This is a genomic window from Paenibacillus sp. MSJ-34, from assembly GCF_018918005.1.
Lineage (GTDB): Bacteria > Bacillota > Bacilli > Paenibacillales > Paenibacillaceae > MSJ-34.
In genome coordinates this window covers 1-23,794 of sequence record NZ_JAHLPR010000016.1, presented here as the reverse complement: position 1 = coordinate 23,794, position 23,794 = coordinate 1, and the positions used below count along the sequence as shown (strand labels likewise).

Annotated in this window: 15 protein-coding genes; 2 read left to right on the top strand and 13 right to left on the bottom strand. The window is 53.9% G+C overall.

Going from position 1 to position 23,794, the window contains the following annotated elements; all coding sequences use genetic code 11:
* Nucleotides 1–36: 36 nt before the first annotated feature.
* The 4 genes from KQI79_RS09925 to glnA form a co-directional block, all read right to left on the bottom strand.
* On the bottom strand, nt 37–1,278 hold the full coding sequence (locus KQI79_RS09925; RefSeq protein ID WP_483311378.1) for an LL-diaminopimelate aminotransferase: 1,242 nt from the start codon (nt 1,276–1,278) through the stop codon (nt 37–39).
* Nucleotides 1,279–1,297: 19 nt separating this feature from the next.
* On the bottom strand, nt 1,298–2,767 hold the full coding sequence (locus KQI79_RS09920; RefSeq protein WP_216538080.1) for a glutamate synthase subunit beta: 1,470 nt from the start codon (nt 2,765–2,767) through the stop codon (nt 1,298–1,300).
* A gap of 13 nt (nt 2,768–2,780) precedes the next feature.
* Nucleotides 2,781–7,361 (bottom strand): glutamate synthase large subunit, encoded by a 4,581-nt coding sequence (gene gltB, locus KQI79_RS09915; protein ID WP_216538079.1) that lies wholly within the window; start codon nt 7,359–7,361, stop codon nt 2,781–2,783.
* 378 nt (nt 7,362–7,739) lie between these two features.
* Complete coding sequence (gene glnA, locus KQI79_RS09910; protein ID WP_216538078.1) at nt 7,740–9,080, bottom strand: type I glutamate--ammonia ligase; 1,341 nt, start codon at nt 9,078–9,080, stop codon at nt 7,740–7,742.
* 247 nt (nt 9,081–9,327) lie between these two features.
* On the opposite strand from glnA, the gene KQI79_RS09905 reads away from it, so the two are divergent.
* The gene (locus tag KQI79_RS09905) at nt 9,328–9,651 is read left to right on the top strand and encodes a MerR family transcriptional regulator (RefSeq protein ID WP_216538077.1); all 324 of its coding nucleotides are present in this window, start codon (nt 9,328–9,330) and stop codon (nt 9,649–9,651) included.
* Between the two features lie 127 nt (nt 9,652–9,778).
* On the opposite strand, the gene KQI79_RS09900 is transcribed toward KQI79_RS09905, so the two are convergent.
* From KQI79_RS09900 to KQI79_RS09890, 3 genes are all read right to left on the bottom strand, one after another.
* Nucleotides 9,779–10,783, bottom strand: coding sequence for a Gfo/Idh/MocA family protein (locus KQI79_RS09900; protein ID WP_216538076.1), 1,005 nt, complete (start codon nt 10,781–10,783; stop codon nt 9,779–9,781).
* Between the two features lie 75 nt (nt 10,784–10,858).
* Nucleotides 10,859–12,613 (bottom strand): sensor histidine kinase, encoded by a 1,755-nt coding sequence (locus tag KQI79_RS09895; RefSeq protein WP_216538075.1) that lies wholly within the window; start codon nt 12,611–12,613, stop codon nt 10,859–10,861.
* Entirely contained in the window at nt 12,610–13,329 is a 720-nt protein-coding gene (locus tag KQI79_RS09890) for a response regulator transcription factor (RefSeq protein ID WP_216538074.1), read from the bottom strand. Before KQI79_RS09890 ends, KQI79_RS09895 begins: the two co-directional genes overlap by 4 nt.
* Nucleotides 13,330–13,517: 188 nt before the next feature.
* Here KQI79_RS09890 and KQI79_RS09885 point away from each other — a divergent pair, with 188 nt between their 5' ends.
* Nucleotides 13,518–14,522 (top strand): M23 family metallopeptidase, encoded by a 1,005-nt coding sequence (locus KQI79_RS09885; protein WP_253298060.1) that lies wholly within the window; start codon nt 13,518–13,520, stop codon nt 14,520–14,522.
* 241 nt (nt 14,523–14,763) lie between these two features.
* On the opposite strand, the gene KQI79_RS09880 is transcribed toward KQI79_RS09885, so the two are convergent.
* From KQI79_RS09880 to KQI79_RS09855, 6 genes are all read right to left on the bottom strand, one after another.
* Entirely contained in the window at nt 14,764–16,758 is a 1,995-nt protein-coding gene (locus tag KQI79_RS09880; RefSeq protein ID WP_216538073.1) for an electron transport protein, read from the bottom strand.
* 61 nt (nt 16,759–16,819) lie between these two features.
* Nucleotides 16,820–17,602, bottom strand: coding sequence for an MBL fold metallo-hydrolase (locus tag KQI79_RS09875; RefSeq protein WP_216538072.1), 783 nt, complete (start codon nt 17,600–17,602; stop codon nt 16,820–16,822).
* Between the two features lie 19 nt (nt 17,603–17,621).
* Nucleotides 17,622–19,661: an ABC transporter ATP-binding protein gene (locus KQI79_RS09870; protein ID WP_216538071.1), complete on the bottom strand. Its 2,040-nt coding sequence runs from the start codon at nt 19,659–19,661 to the stop codon at nt 17,622–17,624.
* Nucleotides 19,662–19,668: 7 nt separating this feature from the next.
* Nucleotides 19,669–21,420, bottom strand: a complete 1,752-nt coding sequence (locus KQI79_RS09865) for an ABC transporter ATP-binding protein (protein WP_216538070.1) — start codon at nt 21,418–21,420, stop codon at nt 19,669–19,671.
* Between the two features lie 8 nt (nt 21,421–21,428).
* Nucleotides 21,429–23,333: a ribosomal protection-like ABC-F family protein gene (gene abc-f / locus KQI79_RS09860; protein WP_216538069.1), complete on the bottom strand. Its 1,905-nt coding sequence runs from the start codon at nt 23,331–23,333 to the stop codon at nt 21,429–21,431.
* 112 nt (nt 23,334–23,445) lie between these two features.
* Complete coding sequence (locus KQI79_RS09855) at nt 23,446–23,592, bottom strand: hypothetical protein (protein ID WP_216538068.1); 147 nt, start codon at nt 23,590–23,592, stop codon at nt 23,446–23,448.
* Between the last annotated feature and the right edge of the window lie 202 nt (nt 23,593–23,794).

The following is a 23,794-nucleotide window of genomic DNA, read 5'->3' as shown; positions in this document are numbered from 1 at the left end:
ACGCCTCCTTCCTCGTCTGCTTTGCGCCGCTCCTCCTTACGCGAAAATGAGCTTCGTTCCGGACAAGCGGTTTTTCATCTCGTTAATGACGCGTAATTCTTCGGCTTCCCCTTGCGCCCCGAACGTTACGGAAAATCGGATGTAACGGCCGGTATCGTCCCACGGTACGGTGGAAATCATCTTTTCCTTGATCAGATACTGGCTGAACTCTTCCGCCGTCGCAAACTTCGGACCGCCTTCGATCCCGATCGGCGCTTCCGTATATAAGAAGAACGATCCTTGAGGCTTCTCGGCGCGGAATCCGAGCTCCGTTAGCGCATCGGCGAGCATGCGATGCCTGCGCGAATATTTTCTGCAGATCCCTTCGGTAATGTCAGGATGCTCAAGCGCATAAATAGCGGCCTTCTGGATCGCCATAAACTGGCCTGAATCGCAATTGTCCTTGATCGTCGCAAACGCTTTGATGATTAGCGGATTGCCCGCAATAAAGCCGATCCTCCATCCTGTCATATTGAACGATTTCGATAACGAATGAAGTTCGACGCCAACCTCTTTGGCGCCGGGCACGGACAAGAAGCTTAACGGCTGGGCGCCGTCGAACACCAATGCGGCATATGCGGCGTCATGCACGACGATCAATTGATGCCTGCGGGCGAAGGCGACGACCTGTTCGAAAAACGGCCGCGTCGCCGAAGCGCCGGTAGGGTTGTTCGGATAATTCAAATAAAGCAATTTCGCGCGGTCCAGAACCTGCTGCGGTATCGCGTCCAAGTCGGGCAAAAAGCCGTTATCCCGCGAAATCGGCATAGAGAAGACTTCGCCGCCCAAATAGGCCGTATGCGTCCCTAGAACCGGATAACAAGGTGAAGGCATGAGCGTAATGTCGCCCTTATCGATGAACGCGGACGGCAGCATGGCCAGAGCCGACTTCGAGCCGATCATATGATTGATGTCCGTTGCGGGGTCCAGCCCTTCCACCCCGAATACCCGTTCCATGTAGCGGGATGCCGCGCGATTGAACGCTTCGATCCCGTTGTCCGAATAGAAACGGTTCTCCTGTTTGGCCGCTTCTTCCGCAAGGGCGCGGACGACGCCTTCGTCCGCCATTTCATCCGGTTCGCCTACGCCTAAATCGAGCAGTTCCATATCGGGAAACTTGCGTTTCGCTTCCGCCTTCGCGCGCTTAATTTTCTCGAACTTATAAATTTCCGTATCTTTGCCGAACTGTTCCCCGCCGATCCGTTCGGCGAACTTCCGTTGAATATAGGTTTCCATCATCACAACACTGTCCTCCTCGTTAACGTCGCAAATACGCGTCGCACGCTTTGGCCGCTTCGCGTCCTTCGCGAATCGCCCAGACGATCAAGCTTTGGCCGCGCCGCGCATCGCCGGCGGCGAACACGCCCGGCACATTCGTCTCGTATTGCCCTCGCTCCGTACGAATATTCGTACGCCCGTCCGTTTCGACGCCCATTCGGCCGATCATCGTCTGCTCCGGCCCGGTAAATCCGATCGCCAGCAGTACAAGCTGCGCCGGCCACACGCGCTCCGTGCCGGGAATTTCTTCGCGAATCCATCGGCCCGATTTATCCTTGGCCACACGCAAGTCTACGCTGCGCACGCCCGCAACATTGCCTCGCCCGTCGTCGATGAACGATTTGGCGGAGACGGCATATTGCCGCGGATCGCGCCCGAATCGCGCCGCCGATTCCGCCTGGCCCGAATCGACCTTATGGATTACCGGCCATTGCGGCCACGGGTTATCCGCGTCGCGCCCGGCCGGACGTTGCGGGTATATGTCGAACTGCGTCAAGCTCGCGCATCCGTGGCGCAAAGACGTCGATACGCAGTCGGTTGCGGTATCCCCTCCGCCGATGACGAGCACGTCTTTGCCTTCCGCAGTGATATATCGTCCGTCCTTCAGATTCGAGTCCAGCAAGCTTTTCGTATTTGCATGCAAATAATCCATCGCATAGTGAATGCCTTTCAATTCGCGTCCCTCTACCGGCAAATCGCGCGGTTTCGTCGCGCCGATGCACAGCACGATCGCATCGAACCTTCCGCGCAGTTCTTCGATCGGAACGTTTCCGCCGACATCCGCTCCCGTCACGAATTCGATGCCTTCCCGGCGCAGCAAATCGACGCGGCGGTCTACTACTTCCTGCTCGATTTTCATTTTCGGTATCCCGTAAGTTAACAATCCGCCGATACGGTCCGACCGTTCGAATACCGTCACGAGATGCCCCGCTTTATTCAACTGATCGGCGCAAGCCAGCCCGGCCGGTCCCGATCCGATCACGGCAACGGTGCGCCCGGTCCGCGACGCCGGCGGTTGCGGAACGACCCAGCCTTCCGCGAAGCCTTTGTCGATGATGGCGCGCTCGATCGATTTGATCGTTACGGGCGAATCGTACAATGCCGCCACGCAAGAACCTTCGCATGGAGCCGGGCAAGCTCTTCCCGTGAACTCCGGAAAATTGTTCGTCAAATGCAGCCGCTCAAGCGCTTCCTTCCATTGTCCGCGATACACAAGATCGTTCCATTCCGGAATGTAATTGTGAACCGGACAACCTGTTGTGGCGCCGTTCAGCATGTCCCCCGTCTGGCAAAACGGGACGGCGCAATCCATGCAGCGCGCCCCCTGCTCCCGCAATGCGGCATCCGTTAACGGGATATATAAATCGCGCCAATCGCCAATTCGTGCCAACGGATCGCGTTCGGGAGCGTATTGGCGCTTGTATTCCATAAATCCTGTCGGTTTCCCCATGCCTGATCTCCTCCTAATCCTGTGTAGCGGCGAGAAGCGCCATATCGGTCTTTCCCGTCTCTTTAAACCGTTCGATCTCTTCCATGACCCGTTTGTACTCCTTCGGCACGATCCGTACGAAGCGCCGCGCCGCCGCATCCCAATCCCGCAAAATGCTTTCGGCGAAGCTGCTGCGCGTATATTTCGCATGTCTCTCGATCATCGATCGTACTTTCGCGATTTCCTTCTCGTCCGCCAGCGGTTCAAGCAGCACTTTCTGAACATTGCAGCGGCTTTCAACGCTGCGCAGCGGCTCCTCGCCTTGGCCGAGAACGTAGGCAATCCCGCCGGACATGCCTGCGGCGAAGTTCTGGCCGATGGCTCCCAATACGACAACATGGCCGCCCGTCATATATTCGCAACCGTGATTGCCGACGCCTTCGACCACGACGTTCGCGCCGCTGTTCCGGACGCAGAAGCGTTCTCCGGCTATACCGCGAATGTAAGCTTCGCCCGCCGTGGCCCCGTATAAAGCGGTATTCCCGATAATGACATTATCCTCAGCCTTGAAGCTTGCTCGTTCCGGCGGATATACGGCGATAGTCCCGCCGGATAACCCTTTGCCGACATAATCGTTGGCGTCTCCTTCCAACAGCAGCGTAACGCCCTTCGGAACGAACGCCCCGAAACTTTGCCCCGCCGAGCCTGCGAAGCGTATCCGAATCGTATCCTCCGGCAAGCCCTCCGCGCCGTATCTGCGCGTCACTTCGCTGCCCAACATCGTTCCTGCGGACCGGTCCGCATTGCCGATCGGCAATGAGACTTGAACCTGTTCTTTCCGTTCCAACGCATTCCGGCATAGCGGAATGAGCTTTTGCGCGTCGAGCGTTTCGCCCAAGCCCCGGTCTAACGTTACTTTATCCGATCTCGTTCCGCCTTCCGGACGGTGCAAGAGCGCAGATAAATCCAAACCGTGCGCTTTCCAATGCTCGGCCGCGTTTTTCGCTTGCAGCATGTCCGTTCGCCCAATCATTTCGTCCATCGTGCGAAATCCGAGCTCGGCCATCCATTCCCGAGCTTCGGCGGCGATAAATTGCATGAAATGAACGATATGATCCGGATCGCCTTTAAACTTTCGGCGCAAGTCCGGATTTTGCGTCGCGATGCCTACCGGGCAAGTATCCAAATGGCATACGCGCATCATAATACAGCCGAGCACAACGAGCGGCACGGTCGAAAAACCGAATTCCTCCGCCCCGAGCAGCGCCGCGATCACGACGTCGCGCCCGCTCATCAGCTTGCCGTCCGTTTCAAGCGTGACGCGCCCGCGCAAACCGTTGAGCGCAAGCGTCTGCTGCGCTTCGGCAAGACCGATCTCCCACGGCATGCCCGCATGCTTGATGCTCGTGCGGGAAGCCGCGCCGGTCCCGCCGTCATAGCCGCTGATCAGAATGACGTCGGCCTGCGCTTTGGCGACTCCCGCCGCAATCGTCCCTACCCCCGCCTCCGACACGAGTTTTACATTGATTCTCGCTTTCGGATTCGCGTTTCTTACATCGAATATCAGCTCCGCCAAATCTTCGATCGAATAAATATCGTGGTGCGGCGGCGGCGATATCAGTTCGACGCCCGGGGTCGATCCTCTCGCCTTGGCAATCCACGGGTACACCTTATGCGCCGGAAGCTGGCCGCCCTCGCCCGGCTTGGCTCCTTGCGCCATTTTGATTTGAATTTCATCGGCCGACATCAAATAATGGCTGGATACGCCGAATCTTCCGGAAGCGACTTGCTTGATCGCGCTGTTGCGCAGTTCTCCGTTCCCGTCGGCCGTAAACCGGTCCGGATCTTCCCCGCCTTCGCCGGAATTGCTTCTCCCGCCGATCCGGTTCATCGCGATCGCCAGCGCTTCATGCGCTTCGCGGCTGATCGAGCCGAACGACATCGCCCCGGTTTTGAAGCGGCGCATGATCGACTCGATCGGCTCGACTTCCTCAAGCGGCACGGAAGAGCGATTCGAGGCGAACTCGAGCAATCCCCGCAAAGTCGCTCTCGATTTCGCCTGTTCGTCAACCGAACGGCTGTATCGTTTGAACAGCTCGTAATCGTTTTGCCAACATGCCTGCTGCAGCGTATGAATCGTCTGCGGGCTGAACAGATGCTCCTCCCCGTCTTTGCGCCACTGCATATCGTCGCCGGCTTCAAGCGCCGTTGAACCGCCGCCGACTGCGTAAGCTTTCCGATGACGTTCCAGCGTTTCCTGTGCGATCACCGCCATATCGATGCCGCCGACTCTCGACGGCGTCCAAGTAAAATAACGGTCGATGACGGACGAATCGATGCCGATCGCTTCGAATATTTGCGCGCCGATATAACTTTGCACCGTCGAAATGCCCATTTTGGAAATGACTTTCAAAATGCCTTTGGTCACGCCGTATACGTAATTATTCGCGGCTTGCTCGAACGTAACGCCCTCCAGCGCGCCCCGATCGATCATGCCCGCGATCGACTCGAACGCCAAGTACGGATGGACGGCGTTCGCCCCGTAGCTGAGCAGCGCCGCCATATGATGCACTTCGCGCGGTTCGCCCGATTGCACCAAAATGCTCGCTTGCGTACGCGTTCCTTGACGGATCAGATGATGATGCAAACCGGCCGATGCCAGCAATGCCGGAATGGGCGCCATTTGCCCGTTGACGCCGCGGTCGCTCAAGACGAGCAGCGAAGCTCCTTCGGCAATCGCTTGATCCGCCGCTTCGAACAGCGCTTGCAGCGCCTGCTCCAATCCTTCGCTTCCTTCGGAAGCCGTGAATAGCGTCCGCAACGTGACCGCCCGAAAGCCTTCGATTCGGTTATCCCGGATGACGGCCATTTCACGATCGCTCAGAACCGGCGATTTTAACCGGATTTTGCGGCAGTTTCTCGGATCGGTTTCCAGCAAGTTGTACTCCGGTCCGATCGTCGTTTCGACCGATGTGATCATCTCTTCCAAAAAAGCGTCGATGGGCGGATTCGTTACTTGCGCGAACATTTGCTTGAAATAGTTGTACAGCAATTGCGGTTTCTTCGACAGCACCGCAAGCGGGGCGTCGTATCCCATCGATCCGACCGGATCTTCTCCCCATTCCGCCAGCGGCTTTAACATTTTATTCAATTCCTCGAACGAAAACCCGAACACGCGTTGCAGCTGTAATAAATTTTGTTTATCGGATGGGCGTGAAAAAATGCCGGCTCGATCCGGTCCGTTCGATCGCTGCCGCAAATCGACCAAATGTTCGTTCAGCCAGCTGCGGTACGGATAAGCTTCCGCCATTTCCCGCTTAATTTCATCGTCGGGTACGATTCTTCCCTGCACGGTATCGACCAACAGCATTTGTCCCGGGCGCAGTCGGTCTTTACGCACGATGTTCTCCGCCGGAATATCGATCACGCCGACTTCGGACGACAATACGATCGTATCGTCGGACGTTACGTAGTAACGCGCGGGACGCAATCCGTTGCGGTCCAGGCATGCGCCGATTCGTTTCCCGTCCGTAAACGCAATGGCCGCCGGGCCGTCCCAAGGTTCCATCAAGCAGCTGTGGTACTCGTAAAAGGCGCGTTTCTCGTCGCTCATTTGCTTATCTTTCAACCAAGGTTCGGGGATCATCATCATCGCGGCATGCGCGATCGATCGTCCGGACATCAGCAGAAATTCAAACGCGTTATCCATCATGGAAGAATCGCTGCCGCTATCGTCGATGATCGGACGAATGGCCGATAATTGTTCGAAATAAGGCGATTGGCAGCTTTTCTCGCGGGCGCGCATCCAGTTGACATTGCCTTTGATCGTATTGATCTCGCCGTTATGAATCATATAGCGGTTCGGATGGGCCCGCTCCCAGCTTGGGAACGTATTGGTGCTGAACCGGGAATGCACGAGCGCCAGCGCCGACTCGTAAGCCGGATCCCGCAAATCGGTATAAAACGAAGACAACTGCTCAGGCAGCAGCAACCCTTTATAGACGATCGTTTTGCTGGAAAAACTGGCGATATAGAACTTCTCCGCCCCGAGTATGCCGGCGGCGGAAATTCCGTTTTCAATACGTCTCCGGATCAAGTACAGCTTGCGTTCAAAAGCCAATTCGTCTTCCACGCAATTATCCATCGGCGGTGCAACGATCACTTGACGAATGAACGGCTTAGTCGCTCTGGCGCTCTGCCCAAGCACGCCGTCGTCCGTCGGAACCGTTCTCCACCCCAACAAGACCTGCCCTTCCTCGCCGATAATCCGTTCCATCATTTGCTCGCACTGAAGGCGGACCGCTTCGCGCTGCGGCAGGAACACCATGCCAACTCCGTATCGGCCGGCTTCCGGCAATTGCAACCCTTGCTTCTTGAACTCCCCGTCCAGCAAACGGTGCGGCAATTGCGTCAATATGCCCGCCCCGTCGCCGCTTTCCGGATCCGCGCCTTGTCCTCCCCGATGTTTCAGGCGATACAGGATGTCAAGCGCCTGGCTTACAATGCTATGTGTTTGCTCTCCCTTCATATTCGCTAAAAATCCGATCCCGCACGCATCGCGCTCGAATATCGGATCGTACAGCCCCTGTCGCTCCGGCACTCTGTGTAAAGCCATGTTAGTTCCTCCTAAAAATATGATGAAACTGAGCTTTTTCGAGCATCCCATCGCCTTGAAAGCCCTCTATGTCTTATATTTCATTAAACTAAAGCATGATCTTTCGTTCCATAAATATGTCAGATTATCTCACACCTTTTTTCGTATCGTTTTAAATATGCTCGTGCCGGCACCTCCTTTTTTCGCCTTTTGTCGAAATCCCGTTTGCTCAGGACAGCGCACCCGGCCAAAGTACCGACGTTAGGCCTACAACCAACTTCTGAACGAAAGGGATATCGGCAAAAGGGAGGCGAAGAGCAGTCGTCATGCAGCAATTTACCCTTGCCGGAGTATCCCGGACGAGCGATCAAAAAGCCCCTGACAGGGGCTATAATGAACTTAATAAGCGCTCAAGTATTGATCGCGTTCCCACGGATGCACTTGAATGCGAAACATATCCCACTCGATTTCTTTCGCTTCGATAAAATGCGAGACGATATGCTCGCCGAGCGCATGCGTAATCACTTCGTCGTTTTTCAATTCCTCGATCGCTTCTTTTAGCGTGGACGGCAAGCTGGATATGCCGTTCTCCGCACGCTCCTCTTCGTTCATAATATAGATGTTCTGGTTTACCGGCGGCTGGAGCGCCATTTTGTTTTTTATGCCGTCCAGACCGGCAGCGAGCATGGCGGCCAGAGCCAAATACGGGTTCGCGGCCGGGTCCGGATTCCGCGCTTCGATCCGGGTGCTGAGCCCTCTGCTTGCGGGAATGCGGATGAGCGGGCTTCTGTTCTTCGCCGACCAAGCGACATAACAAGGAGCCTCGTATCCCGGCACAAGCCGTTTGTAGGAGTTGACCGTCGGATTCGTGATAGCGGCAAACCCGCGGGCATGCTTCAAGATGCCGGCAACGTACTGTTTCGCCGTTTCGCTCAGGCCGAGTACGTCGGACTCGTCGTAGAACGCATTTTCTTTGCCGCGGAACAACGATTGATGGCAATGCATCCCCGATCCGTTGACGCCGAACAGCGGTTTCGGCATAAAGGTGGCGTGCAATCCGTGCTGTCTCGCAATATTTTTCACCACTAGCTTAAATGTTTGAATATTGTCGGCCGCTTCGACGGCGTTCGCATATTTGAAGTCGATCTCATGCTGCCCCGGAGCCACTTCATGATGGGATGCCTCGATTTCGAATCCCATACTCTCCAGCGTCAAGACGATATCGCGGCGGCAGTTTTCCCCAAGGTCGCTCGGCGCCAAATCGAAATAACCGCCCTGATCGTTCACCTCCAGCGTCGGGTTTCCTTTCTCGTCCGTCTTGAACAGAAAGAACTCCGGCTCCGGACCGACGTTCATCGCCGTAAATCCAAGCTCTGCCGCTTGTTTCAGCACCCTTTTCAGTACGCCGCGCGGATCGCCGGCAAACGGCGTGCCGTCGGGATTGTAAACGTCGCAGATCAAGCGCGCCACTTTGCCGTCCCCCGTCGTCCAAGGGAAGATCATCCAAGTGTCCAACTCCGGATACAAATACATGTCGGATTCTTCGATCCGTACGAACCCTTCAATCGAGGAACCGTCGAACATCATTTTGTTGTCCAACGCTTTGGGCAATTGGCTGATCGGAATTTCCACGTTTTTAATAATTCCCATCAAGTCCGTAAACTGCAACCGAATGTATCGAACGTTTTCTTCTTGCGCCAATCTGAGTATATCTTCTTTTGTATAATGCTTTGTCGTCATTGCCTCTACCTCCGAATTTGCTAGTTGGATTCTTAAGTTCATTATCTACAAAACGGAGTCGAAATCTATGAATCTGTCAGATTATATGACATATTATTTTACCGACCGTAGCGATTAATTCTGTTTTATGGTGTAAAAAAATCTTTAATGTCAGGTATGTTGACATAACTATTTATTCATTGCTGTCCAGTGTGATATATTATGTACTAACTAAAAAAAATTTATCGAAAATCGGAGAGTGATAAAAATGACATATAAAGAGCGGAAAGTCATTACGATTGGCGTCGTCAGCGAATTGACGGGTTTGTCCGAGCGGCAAATCCGTTATTATGAAGAACGCAGACTCATATTTCCGGAACGTTCCCGCGGCGGCACGCGGAAATATTCGTTTGACGATGTGGAAACGTTAATGGAGATTGCCGATAAGCTTGAGGACGGTTTGCAAACGTATGAAATTCGCAAGATCAATGAAAAGGAAAAGAGACAAAACAAAACGGCGATGCGGGAAGAGATGATACGCGGCCAATTGAACGCGCGGTTCCATTTCAACGCGCCAACCGTTAAAAACTAAGCGGAGCGCTTCATTAAGATTGAAACGAGGTATCGATAGGTGGCGGTTGTAGCGCGTAAGCCAAATAAAGGAACCCCTTAACCAAAGCCAAGTTCCTCTTGCTTTGCGTTAAGGGGTTTTGTGCCGATTACAGCAAAACGCGCGTACGCGTACGGGCGGATTGCAAGCAGGCGTCTACGACGCGCATATTTAAGACGGCGTCCGACGGCTCGTACCGCATGGGCGCGCCATGCAATACGCTATTGGCAAAATCGTCGGCTTGCAGCAAATATTGCCCGACGAAAGGAACCTGAATTTCCTCCCGCTCCTCGCCGATTTCAACAAAGAAATTGGCCGACTCCGGCTCATCCGCATACCGGAATGCGGACGGAACGACAATTCTTCCCTCGGATCCGACAACTTCAAGCGTGTTGCGGAATGCCGACCACATGCCGCAATCGAACGTCAAGGCGACGCCTCCCGGAAACTCCAGCAGTCCGGAAGCCATCATATCGACCCCGTCATGCTGTTCCGAGAATTGCGCATGCACCGTTGCCGCTTCCGGCTCCTGGCCAAGAATCATGCGTGCGGCGCTTATCGGATAGACGCCGATATCGTACAATGCGCCCCCGCCCATTTCCTTGTTGAAACGGATATTGCCGCTGTTTCCCGCGCCGTTGTATGTAAACGTGGCATGGATTCCCCGTACCGTTCCGATCTTGCCGGAACGGACGATGTCAAGCAACCGGTCGTAACGAGGATGATGCCGGTACATGAACGCTTCGGCAAGCATCACGTTCGCCTTGGCGCATGCGTCCGCCATCTCCTTCGCCTCTGCGGCGGTCAGACCGATCGGCTTCTCGCACAAAACATGCTTGCCCGCTTCCGCAGCGCGAATCGTCCATTCCTTATGCAAATGATTCGGCAACGGAATGTATACCGCATCGATATCTTCGTCGGCCAGCAATTGTTCATACGATCCGTACGTTTTCGCAATCCCTAACGTTACGGCGGCTTGTTCCGCCTTTTGCCGATCGCGGCTGGCGATAGCCGACACCTCGCATCGCTCGGAACGCTGCATTTCCGGTATGACGTGTTCGACCGCAATTTTCGCGCAGCCGAGAACTCCCCATCTAAACTTGGCTCCGTCCATTGCATCCTCTTCTCCCTTCATTTAACAAATGCATCTCTTTACCATCTTACTATATTAGTGCGTACATGTACAAAATCATCGATGATCGAACGATATGACAATCGTCGTCCCTTGTTGCGGGGCGCTGCGAACTTGAATCGATCCGCCATGCAGCAAAACGAGCTGTCTGGAAATCGCCATGCCGAGCCCGCTTCCCTTGCCGCCCCGTTCGGTGTTCGTTCCCCGGAAATAGCGATCGAACAGCCGGGCGGCCGTCGCTTCGTCCATGCCGACCCCGTCGTCTTGGAAGCGGATAGAGAAGCCGGAGCTTTCCCCGGTCTCGAGCGAGACGCGAACGTTCGTGCCGTCCGGATTATGCAGGAGCGCATTGGCCAACAGGTTGTCGATGATGCGGCGGAACCAGACCGGATCGATCGGAAAATACAGAGAATCGCTCGTCCCGCGAAAATCAATATGCGCCCCCGCGAATTGCGGATCGTCCGCGAATTGTTTAACGGCCCTGTCGATATACCCGTTCATTTCCGTCGCCTCCCGCGACAACATATGCGCATCGTTCTTCAACCGGTACGTCGCGTTCAAATCTTCGATCAATTCATGCATATACTGCGATTTTTCCTTCATAACGCCGGCGAATTCCCGTACTTCCGCTTGCGTCCACTCATAGGATTCCGATTCGAGCATATGTGCGTATCCCATAATGGAGGATAAAGGCGTTTTTAAATCGTGGGAGACGCCGGCGATCCATTCCTCCCTCGCCCGCTCCAATTGATTGCGCATTTCTTCGTTTGACCGCAGCGTTTCCGTTAAATGGGCGAAGGAAGCGATCATATCGGTATACAGACGGAATCTGCGGCGCAGCTTTCCTGCGCGGGTTTTGCTGCGCGGATGTCCATGGCGGTCCTTCGGCTCCGCATATTCTCCTTGAGCCAAATGATGCAGCCAATCGTACATATGCAGGATCGGCGAGCCGAAGCGATGTCCGTACCAAAAAGCGAACAGGAACAACAAAACAAGCACGATGAGCGCAAAACCGAGAAAGCTGAGCAGAAGCACTTGAATGATTTCGCGTATCGTCATCGTGTCCCCGATTTGCCTGATATCCGTCCCGTGCGGAAAATGAACGATCCAGGTGAGATTCGTTCTCTCATCGTACAAAGAAGCGATTCTGCCGGTATAACGCTCGGGATACTGCGTCCGCAGAATCAATTCCTGCGCGGAATATTGCGCGGGTTCCCCGTTCGGTTTATTCCACGATGCGATCTCTTCCCCGCGTTCGTCCAAAGCTTGCGCCCATATTCCCTTTCGTTTCAATTCGGCGGCGACGTTCTCCGGCATGTCGATGCCATCGTTCGTCACGGCGGCGGCTTCCCGGATCCGGTCCGTCATCTCGCGAGCGTTATCTTTGAACCCGTACAGCAGCGTAATCTGTTGGCCGTCTTTCACCTCGATAAAGACATACAGCAAATACGGAAACGGGCGCGCGCCCGTCCAGAATGCCGTCAGTTCCCCGGGATTGTACCGGTCCGGCACATCCGGAGGCGTTCGAAACGAATAGATCGCCTCACCCCGCTCGTTGATCGCTTGCAGCCACCCTCCGTATTCCTTTACTTTGCCCAGCAGCTTATCGTCCAAGATCAGCTCTCCGTTTTCCACTTGAACCGAATTGGACATATACGGCAATACCGCCTCGGCAAAATCGCGGTCCCGTTCGATCTCGCCCGTCTTCATTAAAGCGACAAAAACCGTCGAGCCGATCAGCAGCAGCAGCAACACGACGATGATAAACAACAACACTAGCGTTTGGATAATAAACCGTTTCTTGAAGCTCAAACGGAATCGCCCCTTCGAACGAGCTTATAACCTAGCCCGCGTACGGTGAGCAAATATTCGGGCTCGCTCGGATTGCGCTCGATCCGTTCCCGGATCCGGTGAATATGTACCATGACCGTATTATCGTCGCAGTAGCTTTCTTCCCCCCACACTTGTTCGTATAACTGCTTTTTATGAAACACACGGTTCGGGTGGCGGCATAAAAACAACAGAAGCTGGAACACCTGGGCGGGACAAGCCACAAGTTCGCCCTCCACGCGCAGTTCTCCCGCCATGGCGTCGACCTGGAAACGGCCGAAATCGTAATAGTCCGACGGAATCCGCTCTTGCCCGGCCTTTGCGCCATTCGTCCGGCGCCGAAGCTGCGCTTTGATGCGCGCCACCACTTCGAGCGGGTTGAACGGCTTCGTAATATAATCGTCGCCGCCAAGCGCGAATCCGGTCAGTTTATCGAAATCGGTCGTGCGGGCTGTTAAGAATAAGATCGGCGCATCCGTCGCTTGCCTCAGCAACGGGCAAATATCAAAGCCGCTCTGTCCCGGAAGCATGACATCCAATAAGATGATATCGTACGTTTTCGTACGGCTTGCTTCAAGCGCCTCCTCCGCGGTAAAGGCGGCGTCCACGTTCGCATATCCTTCCTTTGCAAGAACGGTTTTCAACATATGTACAATGGCTTTCTCATCGTCAACCAGCAATATATTCGCCCGGTTCATCGTTTTCCTCCTTCAACCCTCAATGAACCTACTATATCACGACTATTTTTCTTGCGGCAAAATGGAATCTTAACGGAACCTTAATTTACGTTGAGAAAGATTAAGGGTAAAGTAAGTTTGCGTTTCACGGGCCGTAATTCGGGCCGTATATAATCGATAGTGAGAAAACGTTTAGGAGTGATACGGAATTGAAACGTCATGTGTACCTAACTATGTTATTCCTGCTAGGAATCGGTTTATTGTCGGCATGCGGCGGCGATCGCGCGGAATGGAGCGGCGAGGAAGCCAGGCCGGCCGAGACAGTAATGCAAAGCGGCAAATTATTGCCCGAACAGCTTCCGCAAGCGTTGCTGCAAGGCCAATTCGAACGGATCCATAAGCAAATGAGCGAAGAGTTCAGCAAATCGGTAACGTTGCAAGATTTAAAAGAATTGGGCCAATCGTTTCATAACGATATCGATTCTTATTTGGAGCCTGTCAGGGAGCTTACGAACGGTTACGAGCAATGGATTTGGATCGACGACAAAAACAAAAAAGGATTGCTGGCCGTTTTTGACGATCAATCGACCATTCACGGATTGCTTTTGCAGCCTTTGGCCCCCCATCCGGAAACGGACGGCGTCTTCACGCAAACCGCCTTTGCGTATCCGTTCGCAGGAGAATGGTACACGTACTGGGGAGGAACAAACGTGTTGTACAATTATCATTACGAACATCCAGGCCAGCGCTACGCTTACGATTTCGTGATCGTGAAGGACGGCGCTTCGTTCGCAGGCGATCCTGGCGGCAATGAAAGCTATTATGCCTTCGGCCAAGACGTGCTTGCGCCCGCAGACGGCATCGTCGCAAGCGTCGTAAACGACATTCCCGACAATGCGCCCGGCGTCGAGACCAATACGGATCAACCTGCGGGCAATCATATCGTCATCGACCACGGAAACGGCGAATATAGCATTTTGGCCCATTTTCAACGCAACTCGATCCGCGTCCAAGTCGGCGATAAGGTGGTACAAGGGGATGTGCTCGGCTTATGCGGCAATTCCGGCAATTCCAGCGAGCCTCATATTCATTTTCAAGTATCGGATCGACCCGATCTTGCGGCCGGTCAATCGATCCGCATCCAATGGGCCGGCAATTCCGATTTGAAAAAAGGGGATACGGCTGCCGGACATGCCGGCAACAATGCGTCATAAAGAGAAAGACTGCTGCGCGCGGGTAGTGTGCGCCAGCAGTCTGCTCTTTGTCAATGCCCCTCTTTTATCGGACTTCTATCGCAAACACGGAAGAGGTGTCTCCGTTCGAAAATTTTCCGTCGCTTGATCGCCAATAAGCGGAGTTATTGAACGTCTCACCATTTTCTCACCTCTTACGACTAGACGGAAGAAGACGGACGCAGGTTGCAAGTTTGCTAAGCTTGCGCGAAAAAATCCCTCCCTACCGTTTCGGCACGAGCGACAACAAATAGCGAATCAACGCATCCTGTTGCTTTTTGGTGAATCCCGCTTTTTCGTCCACCCAAAATTCATGGCCCGCCCCGCGAACGTGTACGTCGCGCAATTTGGCGTCCGCGCGATTGGCTGCGACAACCTTTTTGCGCAAACCGCGATCCACGAGCGCCTTCAAGCTGTTGAACGGATCGGGCGCAATGCCTTGCTGCAAGGTGCCGGGAATGCCAAGTTCGATCTGTTCGTTGCGGCCGACGGCGACGCCTCCGTCATGCAAGTACGGGGCTGTCCAATATAAGCCGATTAGCCCTTTCACTTTATAGCCGCCTTGCGATTCGCCGTGCGCAAAGCTCATTTTGACTTGTTTCGGGTCCAAATGAGCGGCAGGCACCTTCAACACTTTCGCGTTTTTCTTCACCGGAACCAGGGTGTCCGGCGCGTAAATCGAAGCCCGGCCGAAGATAGACTCCGTCGCCTTCATCGCCCTGGCTCGCGACGGCTCGGTCTTTATCGTGCGGACGTCGATAATTTTATGGTTCGTATATGCGCTGCCCGAATGGCAAGTAATGCACTTCTCCTTGACGAATACGGCTCTCCCTTCGTCCAGAACGCCCGGCTTGCCGCTAATGAGCGCCGGCGGCGGGACGATCGTATTTTGCCAAGCCGACATCGCATTCACTTGTTCGCCGACGTGATAGCCCGGAGAACTGGCAAATAAGCCGTCGGGCGCGATGAGGCTCAATTTCGGATACGAAGGCAGCTTGATCAGCTCGTTCGTTCCAGGTACGCCTGGCGTCGGATCGACTTTGGCGAAAAACTCCGACGGCTTCTGCCCGCTTTGCGGACGATAGCGGAACTTGGGATTGGCCGCGTTTTGCAAAATCGTACCCATATATAATTCCTTGTCGATACCGAATAAAGCGGAACTCACCTCGGATTGCGCCAAGGAATCCGAATTTTGCGCATGAACGTTATTGCTGAACGTTCCCAAACCTTTGAACGGTCCGGCGATCGCAAAGCCGCTCCATCCGTACGGATGCGCGTCTTTCGTAAACGAATCGGGAATTTGCGCCGGATTGCTCTTCAAATCGATCGTCGAATCGAAGTTGCCTCGCGGCCATTTGGCGAGCGTCTCATCCACATCCGCCTCCAGCTTTTTCGGATCGGGCAGCGTCGTTGTCTTCCCGTCGGATGTTGGAACGGTTCCTTTGCTCATATCCTGCAAATAACGGGACAAGTTGCCCACGTCGGTATGCGTGAAGTAGGCGGCGGAATTCGTCGCCATCGCCAGCAGCAATCCCGCGTTCAAGTCGGCGTTCGGCGCCCCTTCGACGACCTGCTTCGTCTTCGCGTCCACCGTGGCATGGCAGACGGCGCAGCTGATGCCGACTTTCAGTTTGCCGCCCGAGAACTTGACGGGCATGCCGAGCGGCGCGTAGGCTCCTTTCGGCACATCGATTCCGGTGTCGATGAGATCTCCTTTTTTATACGTCTTATTGCCGATCTTTACGCTTTTATCCAATTCGACCTGCAAGTTGGACGTTCCTTTGCCTTGCAGCTTCACGATCGCTTTCGCGATTTTCGGCAACGTTAACGGCCCGTCAACGATCCCCATAATATCCGTCAGGAACACTTCGTTGCCGAACGTCTCTTTGTAGAAACTTTTACGGCCCAGCCGGAGCAAAGCTTCGTTAATCTCGACCGCACCTTGCCCGGGGGACAATTCGTTCTTCCCGTCCGCACTCGCTTGCGCCTGGACCGTCCCGTTCGTCTTCACCGTTTTCCCCCAAACGTCGTAGACGCGCACGTCTTGATCCGTCCGGCTCTTTGCCGTAATGGCCGCAGGATTCAATACGTTATCGGCTTTCGGCATATAGGCGTATTCCGGTTGGAAGGCGAATACTGCGGCAATTCCTCCGCCGATCAGCGCGATTCCAAGCGACAAAATGATAAAGCGAAGGCGTCTTCGCTTGCGGTTTTTCATGATATGTAACCCCTTTACAGAAAGACGATTCTGTAAAGTAGCATTCCCAATTTTTACGATTTCACGTAAATGAAGGCAGTTCGATTTCCAACCCCGTTCTTGCGAGTTGTATTAGGGGGGCCAAAGCGTATCGCTCCCGCAAATCGACGCCGTGCGACATATGAGTAAACACGACCCGCTCCGGCTTAATGTCCGAAACGAGCTCCATCGCTTCCACCATGTCGTATACCGAGCGGGTGCGGCGTTCCGCTTCTTCCTTGTAAAAATTCGTTCCTAAAATCAACAATTGCAAATCTTTAAAATACGCCTTATCCCGCTCGTTCCAATCGATCGTATCCGGGCAGTACGCCCAGCGGTACGAATGTTTCGTCAGCCGGTATGCGTAAGAGCTGCCGTTTTTGCCGTGACACATAAGGCGCGGCTCGATATGCCAGCCGCCGAAAGCGAATCCGTCCGCAATGTCGTAATAGCGGAAATGGCTTTCCAACCAAGGAAATTGACCGCGAATGGTAGTCAGTACGTCTTGCGGCGCATAAACGTTTCCATGGGTCGAAAGCCAGCGGCATGCGTCCGCCCATTCGGGCAGACCGGCAATATGGTCGAAATGGGCATGCGTAATGAGGACATGCTGTACGGTCCGCAAGTTGTGTCTCTCCATCTGCGCCGTCCAATCCGGGCCGCAATCGATCAACATGATGCCTTCGCCCGTCTGCAGCATAATAGAAGAACGCAAACGGCGGTTGATCCCGCCCTTTCTCGCTTCCGTACAGACGCTGCAATCGCAATATACGCGCGGGACTCCCATGGAGTCCCCCGTTCCTAGAAATGTAATTTTATCGGTCATCTGTAGCCATCTCCTCTCATCAAACGAACGACGGATTGGCGGCGGAAGGAACCGTCTCGGCTTTGCCGCCTTGCTGCAGCTGATACATCTGGTAATATCTTCCCTGGAGCTTCATCAGCGATTCATGCGACCCTTGTTCGACGATTTCCCCGCGATGGAGCACGAGAATCAGATCGGCGCTGCGAATCGTGGATAATCGGTGCGCGATAATAAACGTCGTGCGCCCTTTCTTAACGACGTCAAGCGCCGATTGAATGATCGCTTCCGTTTCCGTATCGATATTGGCGGTCGCTTCGTCCAGAATAAGAATGGCCGGATTGAACGCAAGCGCGCGGGCGAACGATATAATTTGCCGCTGTCCGGCGGACAACGTGCTTCCTTTCTCAATGACCGGCTCGTCGTATCCTTTCCTGAGGCTCGAGAATACCCGCTCGGCACCGACATCGCGCAGCGCCTTCTCCACTTGCTCGCGGCTGATCGACGGATCGTCCAGGCTGACATTGCTCGCGATCGTTCCTGTGAACAGAAACGGATCTTGAAGCACGATACCCATATGTTGACGCAGCAATTGTTTCGGAATTTGCCTTATATCTGTCCCGTCAATCGTAATTTTCCCTTGCTGCGCATCGTAGAAACGGAACAGCAAATTCATGATGGAGCTTTTGCCCGATCCGGTATGACCGACTAGCGCCACCGTCTGCCCTTGCTTCGCTTCAAACGAAATATGCTTCAGCACGTATTCTTCTTCCTTATAGGCAAACGATACGTCGTCAAACGCAACATCGCCTTTGTAGCGGGGCAGCTTCCCTTCGGCCACGTCGGTGCCCGGCATATCCATCAGTTCAAACACCCGCTCCGCGGAGACTAACGCCTGCTCCAACTGCGCCAGTTGATTGACCATTCCGACGATCGGCTGGAACAAACGGCCCAAATAGTCGATGAAAGCATAGATCACGCCGAACGATATCGCGCCGGCGGCGCTGAACGACGCCCCGCCGAAGTACCAAACGACGGCGGCAAGCGACAAGTTCCGAATGACGTTCACCAAGTTATGCGAGGTGAGCGAATTCAGGTTCAACATTTTGTTCTGATATTTAAAATGATCTTCGTTCAAATCCTCGAACTCGCGCTTCGTTTCCTGTTGCCGGCGGAACGCGCGAATGATCGGCATCCCTTGAATCGACTCGTTCAGCATCCCGTTAATATCGCTCAGGCGCGCGCGGATCACATGATTGTATTTCGTCGCAAACTTGCGGTAAACGACGATCCATAGCGCCAAAATCGGAACGACCGCCAAACATACGACCGCGAGCCTGACATCGAGCAGAAACAACGCGATGAATATGCCAATCATGTATACGGCGCCGGAGAAGAAGTTGGCCAGCACCGTGACAAACAAATCTTTCACGGCCTCCGTATCGTTCGTTACCCTGGAAACGACTTTGCCAGCCGGCAACGTATCGAAATATCCGATCGGCAGCCGATGGATTTGGCCGTACACATCCTGCCTCATCTTCTGAATAACGCGATTGGCCGAAGATTGCAACAAATAAATTCTTCCGTATTCGAATGCCGCGGCCACCAAAATAAGCCCGATGTAGATGCCCGCCAATTTGAGCAGACCGCCGATTTCCGGTTCGTAGAATTGGAACAGTTCCGCCGTCGCTAGCGGCGCCGCTTCGTACGTTGCGGTCAAGTCGCCTTGCGTAATCGTCAATCGAGTCCCGTCCAGCTTGCGGTCGCCGTCAAAGCTTATCGGCCCGTCGACGAAGACGAACGTTCTGCCGACTTGCAGCACGCGCACCTCTTGCCCCGCCGCCCCTTGCACGCGATCGCTTCGTTCAAACAGCCGATCGTCGTATCGCACCGTCCCTTTGCCCGCCGCCGGTACTTCTACCCACGGTTTTTCGATCCCGACGACATGGTTGTCGATCATCGTTTTCGCGATAAAAGGTCCCATCAACTCGGCCGCCACCGCAACGGCAAGCATTAGCAATGCGATAATAAACGTTTTTTTATAAATAAGTGCGTATTGAAACAGTTTTTTGCCTACGTTCATGTTAGGCTCACCCGCCTTCCGTTAAGTTTGCCTCGAGTTGCTGGCGTTCGTATTGTTCTTTGTACCACCCGTCCTGCCGCACCAGCTGCTCATGCGTGCCTTGTTCGGCAATGCGGCCGTCATCCATGACAATAATCCAGTCCGCATGCTGTACGGCGGAGAGACGATGCGTCGTAATGAACGTCGTTTTCCCCGCGCGTTCGCGCCGAATGTTGGCGATAATTTTCGCTTCCGTCTTCGCATCGACCGCGGACATTGCATCGTCGAGCAGCAAGATTTCCGGATCAGCCATTAAGGCGCGCGCGATCGACACCCGCTGCTTTTGTCCGCCTGACAGCGAAACGCCCTTTTCCCCGACGATCGTGTCCAGTCCGTGCGACAGAGTGGAAATGTCCTGCAGGAACGATGCCGCTTCGAGCGCATGCCGGACTTCTTCTTCCGAGCCGCCCGGCTTGCCGTATTGAATGTTCTCGCGCACCGTGCGGGAGAACAAGATTTGCTCTTGCGGCACATAACCGATCCAGCGATGGACGTCTTCAACCGCGATTTGTTCAAGCGGGATGCCGGCGACGGCAATTTCTCCGGAACCGAGCGGATATTCGCGCAGAAGCTGTTTGATCAGCGTCGTTTTGCCGCTTCCGGTTTTGCCGACAATGCCAAGCGTCTGCCCGCGCCGGATCGTGATCGAAACATTGCGCAAATTGTCGGTTTGCGAAGAAGGATAACGGAACGTCACATCGCGGAAGCGGATCGATTCCGGCGATGCCGCCGCTTGCGGCCGCGGATGGTCCTTGACGTCGGGTTCGTAGGACAACGTCTCATTGACCCGATCGAGCGACGCGTTGCCGCGCTGCATAATATTGATCAATTCGCCGATGGCGAACATCGGCCAAATGAGCATTCCCAGGTAAACGTTGAAAGTAATCAGCTCTCCGAGCGTGATATTGGTCTGAAACACAAGATATGCGCCATATCCGAGTCCGATCATGTAGCTGATGCCGACCAAAATTTTGATCGTCGGTTCGAACAGCGCATCGATCTTGGCTACATCGATATTTTTGCGAAATACGTCGTTCGTCAGCCGCCGAAACCGCGACTGATCCGCTTCCTCCTGAACGTAAGCGCGGATGACGCGCACGCCCGAGATCGCCTCAAGCACATGATCGTTCAAATCGCCGAAGGCGTCTTGAGCGACCGTGAACCGTTCGTGTATGACCCTGCCGTAATATTTCATGGCGACCGCGATCAGGGGCAGTGGCAGCAATGCCGCCAGCGTCAGCTTCCAACTGATCATAAATCCCATCGTAAGCAAGATGGTAAGCATATAGATGCTGGAATCGACCAACGTCAATATCCCGAAACCCGCCGTCAACGATACGGCCCGTAAATCGTTCGTCGCCCGGGCCATCAAGTCGCCGGTACGATTTTTTTCGTAGAACGTCGGCGTCATCTTCAGCAAATGGCTCATAAAATGGGAACGCAGTATGCGTTCAACCAAATTCGCTCCGCCGAACAGCAAATAATGCCAAATATATCCGAAAACGTAAATCAAAACGATAACGCCGAGGAACAGTATTAAAAATTGCGTCAACCCGAATTGGGTAAACGTCCCTTGCTGGATTTGGTCGACCGCCGTCCCCAACATTTTGGGAGGAATCATTTCCAGCGCCCCGACGGCAATCAATAAAACGACGGCCACCGTATACCTTAAACGGTTTTCTTTGAAAAACCATTTCAATTTAAATAAGATGGAAAACATGTTTATCTCTACTCCTTTTCCGTTGCTTGCAGTTGAAACCATTGCTCGTAAAGCGTTTCAAGCTCTCTCTGCACCTGTTCCCGTTCCGCCAGCAGTTCCGTTAATCGTTCCGAATCCGTCCCGATTTTTTCGTCCATCAGCAGCGCGTCCAGTTCGCGCGACCGGGATTCCAATCGTTCTATCCGCTCTTCCGCACGTTCTTGCAGGCGCGCTTGATGGCGCTGCGCATCGATCGGTTTAGATCGGGAAGCCGTTTTTTTCGCCGCCGCTCCTTTCGTCTCCGCCTCTTTCCTTTGCCGTTTCGCTGTCTCTTCTTTATAGGCTTCAAAATTGCCTTCGTAGTGAAACAATTGGCGATCGCGCAATTCCCATGTTTTCCCAGCCAACCGATTGATAAAATAACGGTCATGCGAGATGGCGAGCAACGTGCCGGAAAATTCCTCGAGCATGTCTTCCAGCGCTTCGCGCGAAGGAATATCGAGATGATTCGTCGGCTCGTCGAGCAGCAGCAAATTCGGCGCGTGATGCATGACGACGGCTAGCCGCAGCCGGGTCCACTCGCCTCCCGACAATCCGGCGACGGATTTGAATACGTCCGCGCCGTAAAATAAATATTTGGCCAACAAATGCCGCGCTTCTCCTTCCTCAACCCCGATTTGATCGCGGAAATATTGCAGCACCGTCGTTCCGCTCGCGGGTGCGGCATCCTGAGCCAGATAGCCCGGCTTCACCCTCGTACCCAGCTTGATCTCCCCTGCATCCGGACGGTCGTCGCCGAGCAATAGGCGGAATAGCGTACTCTTCCCCGTACCGTTGCCGCCGATCAGCGCGACTTTGTCTCCGTATTCGATCAACCCGGACACGCCTTGGAACAATACCGTTTCGCCAAACGATTTGCCGATATGGTCAAGGACGATGACGTCGTTCCCCGATCGTTGCGTGGCGCCTGCCGCAAAATCGGCGGCTTTCCGCTCCAGGACGGGCCGCTTCACTTTATCCATCCGGTCCAGCGCTTTCTGAATAGCCGCGGCGCGCCGGAAAAACTTCTCATTGCCGCCGATGTTGCCCCATTCCGTGTATCGGCGAATCGCTTCCTTCATCTGCTTGATTTGCTTCTGCTGATCCTTATACTCTTGGAATTGCCGAAGCAGCATCTCCTGTTTTTCCCGCTGATAACCGGAATAATCGGTATAATATGTCATCGCCTCGCCGTCCTCGACTTCTACGATCTTATCGACAATCCGATCGAGAAAATAACGGTCGTGAGACACGATAACCGAAGTCCCTTTATAACTGCGGAGATGATCTTCCAGCCATTCCGTCGCCGCCAGGTCGAGATGATTCGTCGGTTCGTCGAGCAGCAGCAAGTCGGGCCGTTCCAGCAGCAGCGACGCCAAGTCGATTTTCGTTTTCTCTCCTCCCGACAATGTCGCGTAGCATCTGGCGAAATGCTCGTCGGGTATGCCTACGCCGTTGGCGATTTGATGAATACGGGCATCCATTTCATAGCCGCCCTGCCGGTCGAACTTCTCTTGCAGTTCCGAATACTCCTCCAAGTATTTCTCCATCATCGCCGCAGATTGCTGAGTGGCCATCATCGCTTCCAGCGTTGTCATTCTCGCCTGCCATTCCATGAGCTCACTATATCCTTGCAACAACACGTCATAAACGGTTGCTCCTGGGAAAGCCTCTTTCGTTTGCGAAAGATAGCCGATTTTCGTTCCTTTTCGTATGGATATTTCTCCTTGATCCGGTGCTATATTGCCCGCAATGAGTTTCAAGACGGTCGATTTTCCCGATCCGTTTCGTCCGATGATACCGATTCTTTCCCCTTCGCCGATTTGAAACGTTATATCCGAAAGCACCATTTCGGCGCCAAAATACTTTTGCACATGCTGAATATTTACAATCATCGTCTCGGTCCTCCAATTTCTATGCATGAGTGCTTCCCGCCCTGCATCCTTTTCAGACCAAAAAAAAGAGCCGCGGGAAAATCCCGCGGCCCTTTACCTAACAATCGATCCGTTAAGGCTGAGGCAGGAGTCTTTTCGCGTGTAAAAACGTATAGTCAAAAATAGGCACACCTGTAGCGTCCATAGGGAAACCATATGCGATTCCACGCATGATTACGCGAGCTTGATTGTAAAAATCAGTAACATTCACGTTCAACATCCTGCCTGCACCTCCTTTGATTAAAGTAAGCTTCTCGGAATTCACATTCCGTTGCAGACTCTAGCTTCCTAGCTAGGGTCTTCTATTGTTTCACCCCCAAACATGGGGTGCGAACAAACATTCCTCTTGACTTTTCAAAATCACCCCAATAATCGCCGAGAAGGCTTTTTTTATTTCTAATGAATTGGGTGATTTTCATGAA

Coding starts and splice junctions, on each gene's coding strand:
- KQI79_RS09855 (WP_216538068.1), bottom strand. CDS start 23,592: ATGTTGAACGTGAATGTTACTGATTTTTACAATCAAGCTCGCGTAATC.
- KQI79_RS09880 (WP_216538073.1), bottom strand. CDS start 16,758: ATGAAAAACCGCAAGCGAAGACGCCTTCGCTTTATCATTTTGTCGCTT.
- glnA (WP_216538078.1), bottom strand. CDS start 9,080: ATGACGACAAAGCATTATACAAAAGAAGATATACTCAGATTGGCGCAA.
- KQI79_RS09865 (WP_216538070.1), bottom strand. CDS start 21,420: ATGTTTTCCATCTTATTTAAATTGAAATGGTTTTTCAAAGAAAACCGT.
- gltB (WP_216538079.1), bottom strand. CDS start 7,361: ATGGCTTTACACAGAGTGCCGGAGCGACAGGGGCTGTACGATCCGATA.
- KQI79_RS09925 (WP_483311378.1), bottom strand. CDS start 1,278: ATGATGGAAACCTATATTCAACGGAAGTTCGCCGAACGGATCGGCGGG.
- abc-f (WP_216538069.1), bottom strand. CDS start 23,333: ATGATTGTAAATATTCAGCATGTGCAAAAGTATTTTGGCGCCGAAATG.
- KQI79_RS09870 (WP_216538071.1), bottom strand. CDS start 19,661: ATGAACGTAGGCAAAAAACTGTTTCAATACGCACTTATTTATAAAAAA.
- KQI79_RS09875 (WP_216538072.1), bottom strand. CDS start 17,602: ATGACCGATAAAATTACATTTCTAGGAACGGGGGACTCCATGGGAGTC.
- KQI79_RS09890 (WP_216538074.1), bottom strand. CDS start 13,329: ATGAACCGGGCGAATATATTGCTGGTTGACGATGAGAAAGCCATTGTA.
- KQI79_RS09920 (WP_216538080.1), bottom strand. CDS start 2,767: ATGGGGAAACCGACAGGATTTATGGAATACAAGCGCCAATACGCTCCC.
- KQI79_RS09905 (WP_216538077.1), top strand. CDS start 9,328: ATGACATATAAAGAGCGGAAAGTCATTACGATTGGCGTCGTCAGCGAA.
- KQI79_RS09900 (WP_216538076.1), bottom strand. CDS start 10,783: ATGGACGGAGCCAAGTTTAGATGGGGAGTTCTCGGCTGCGCGAAAATT.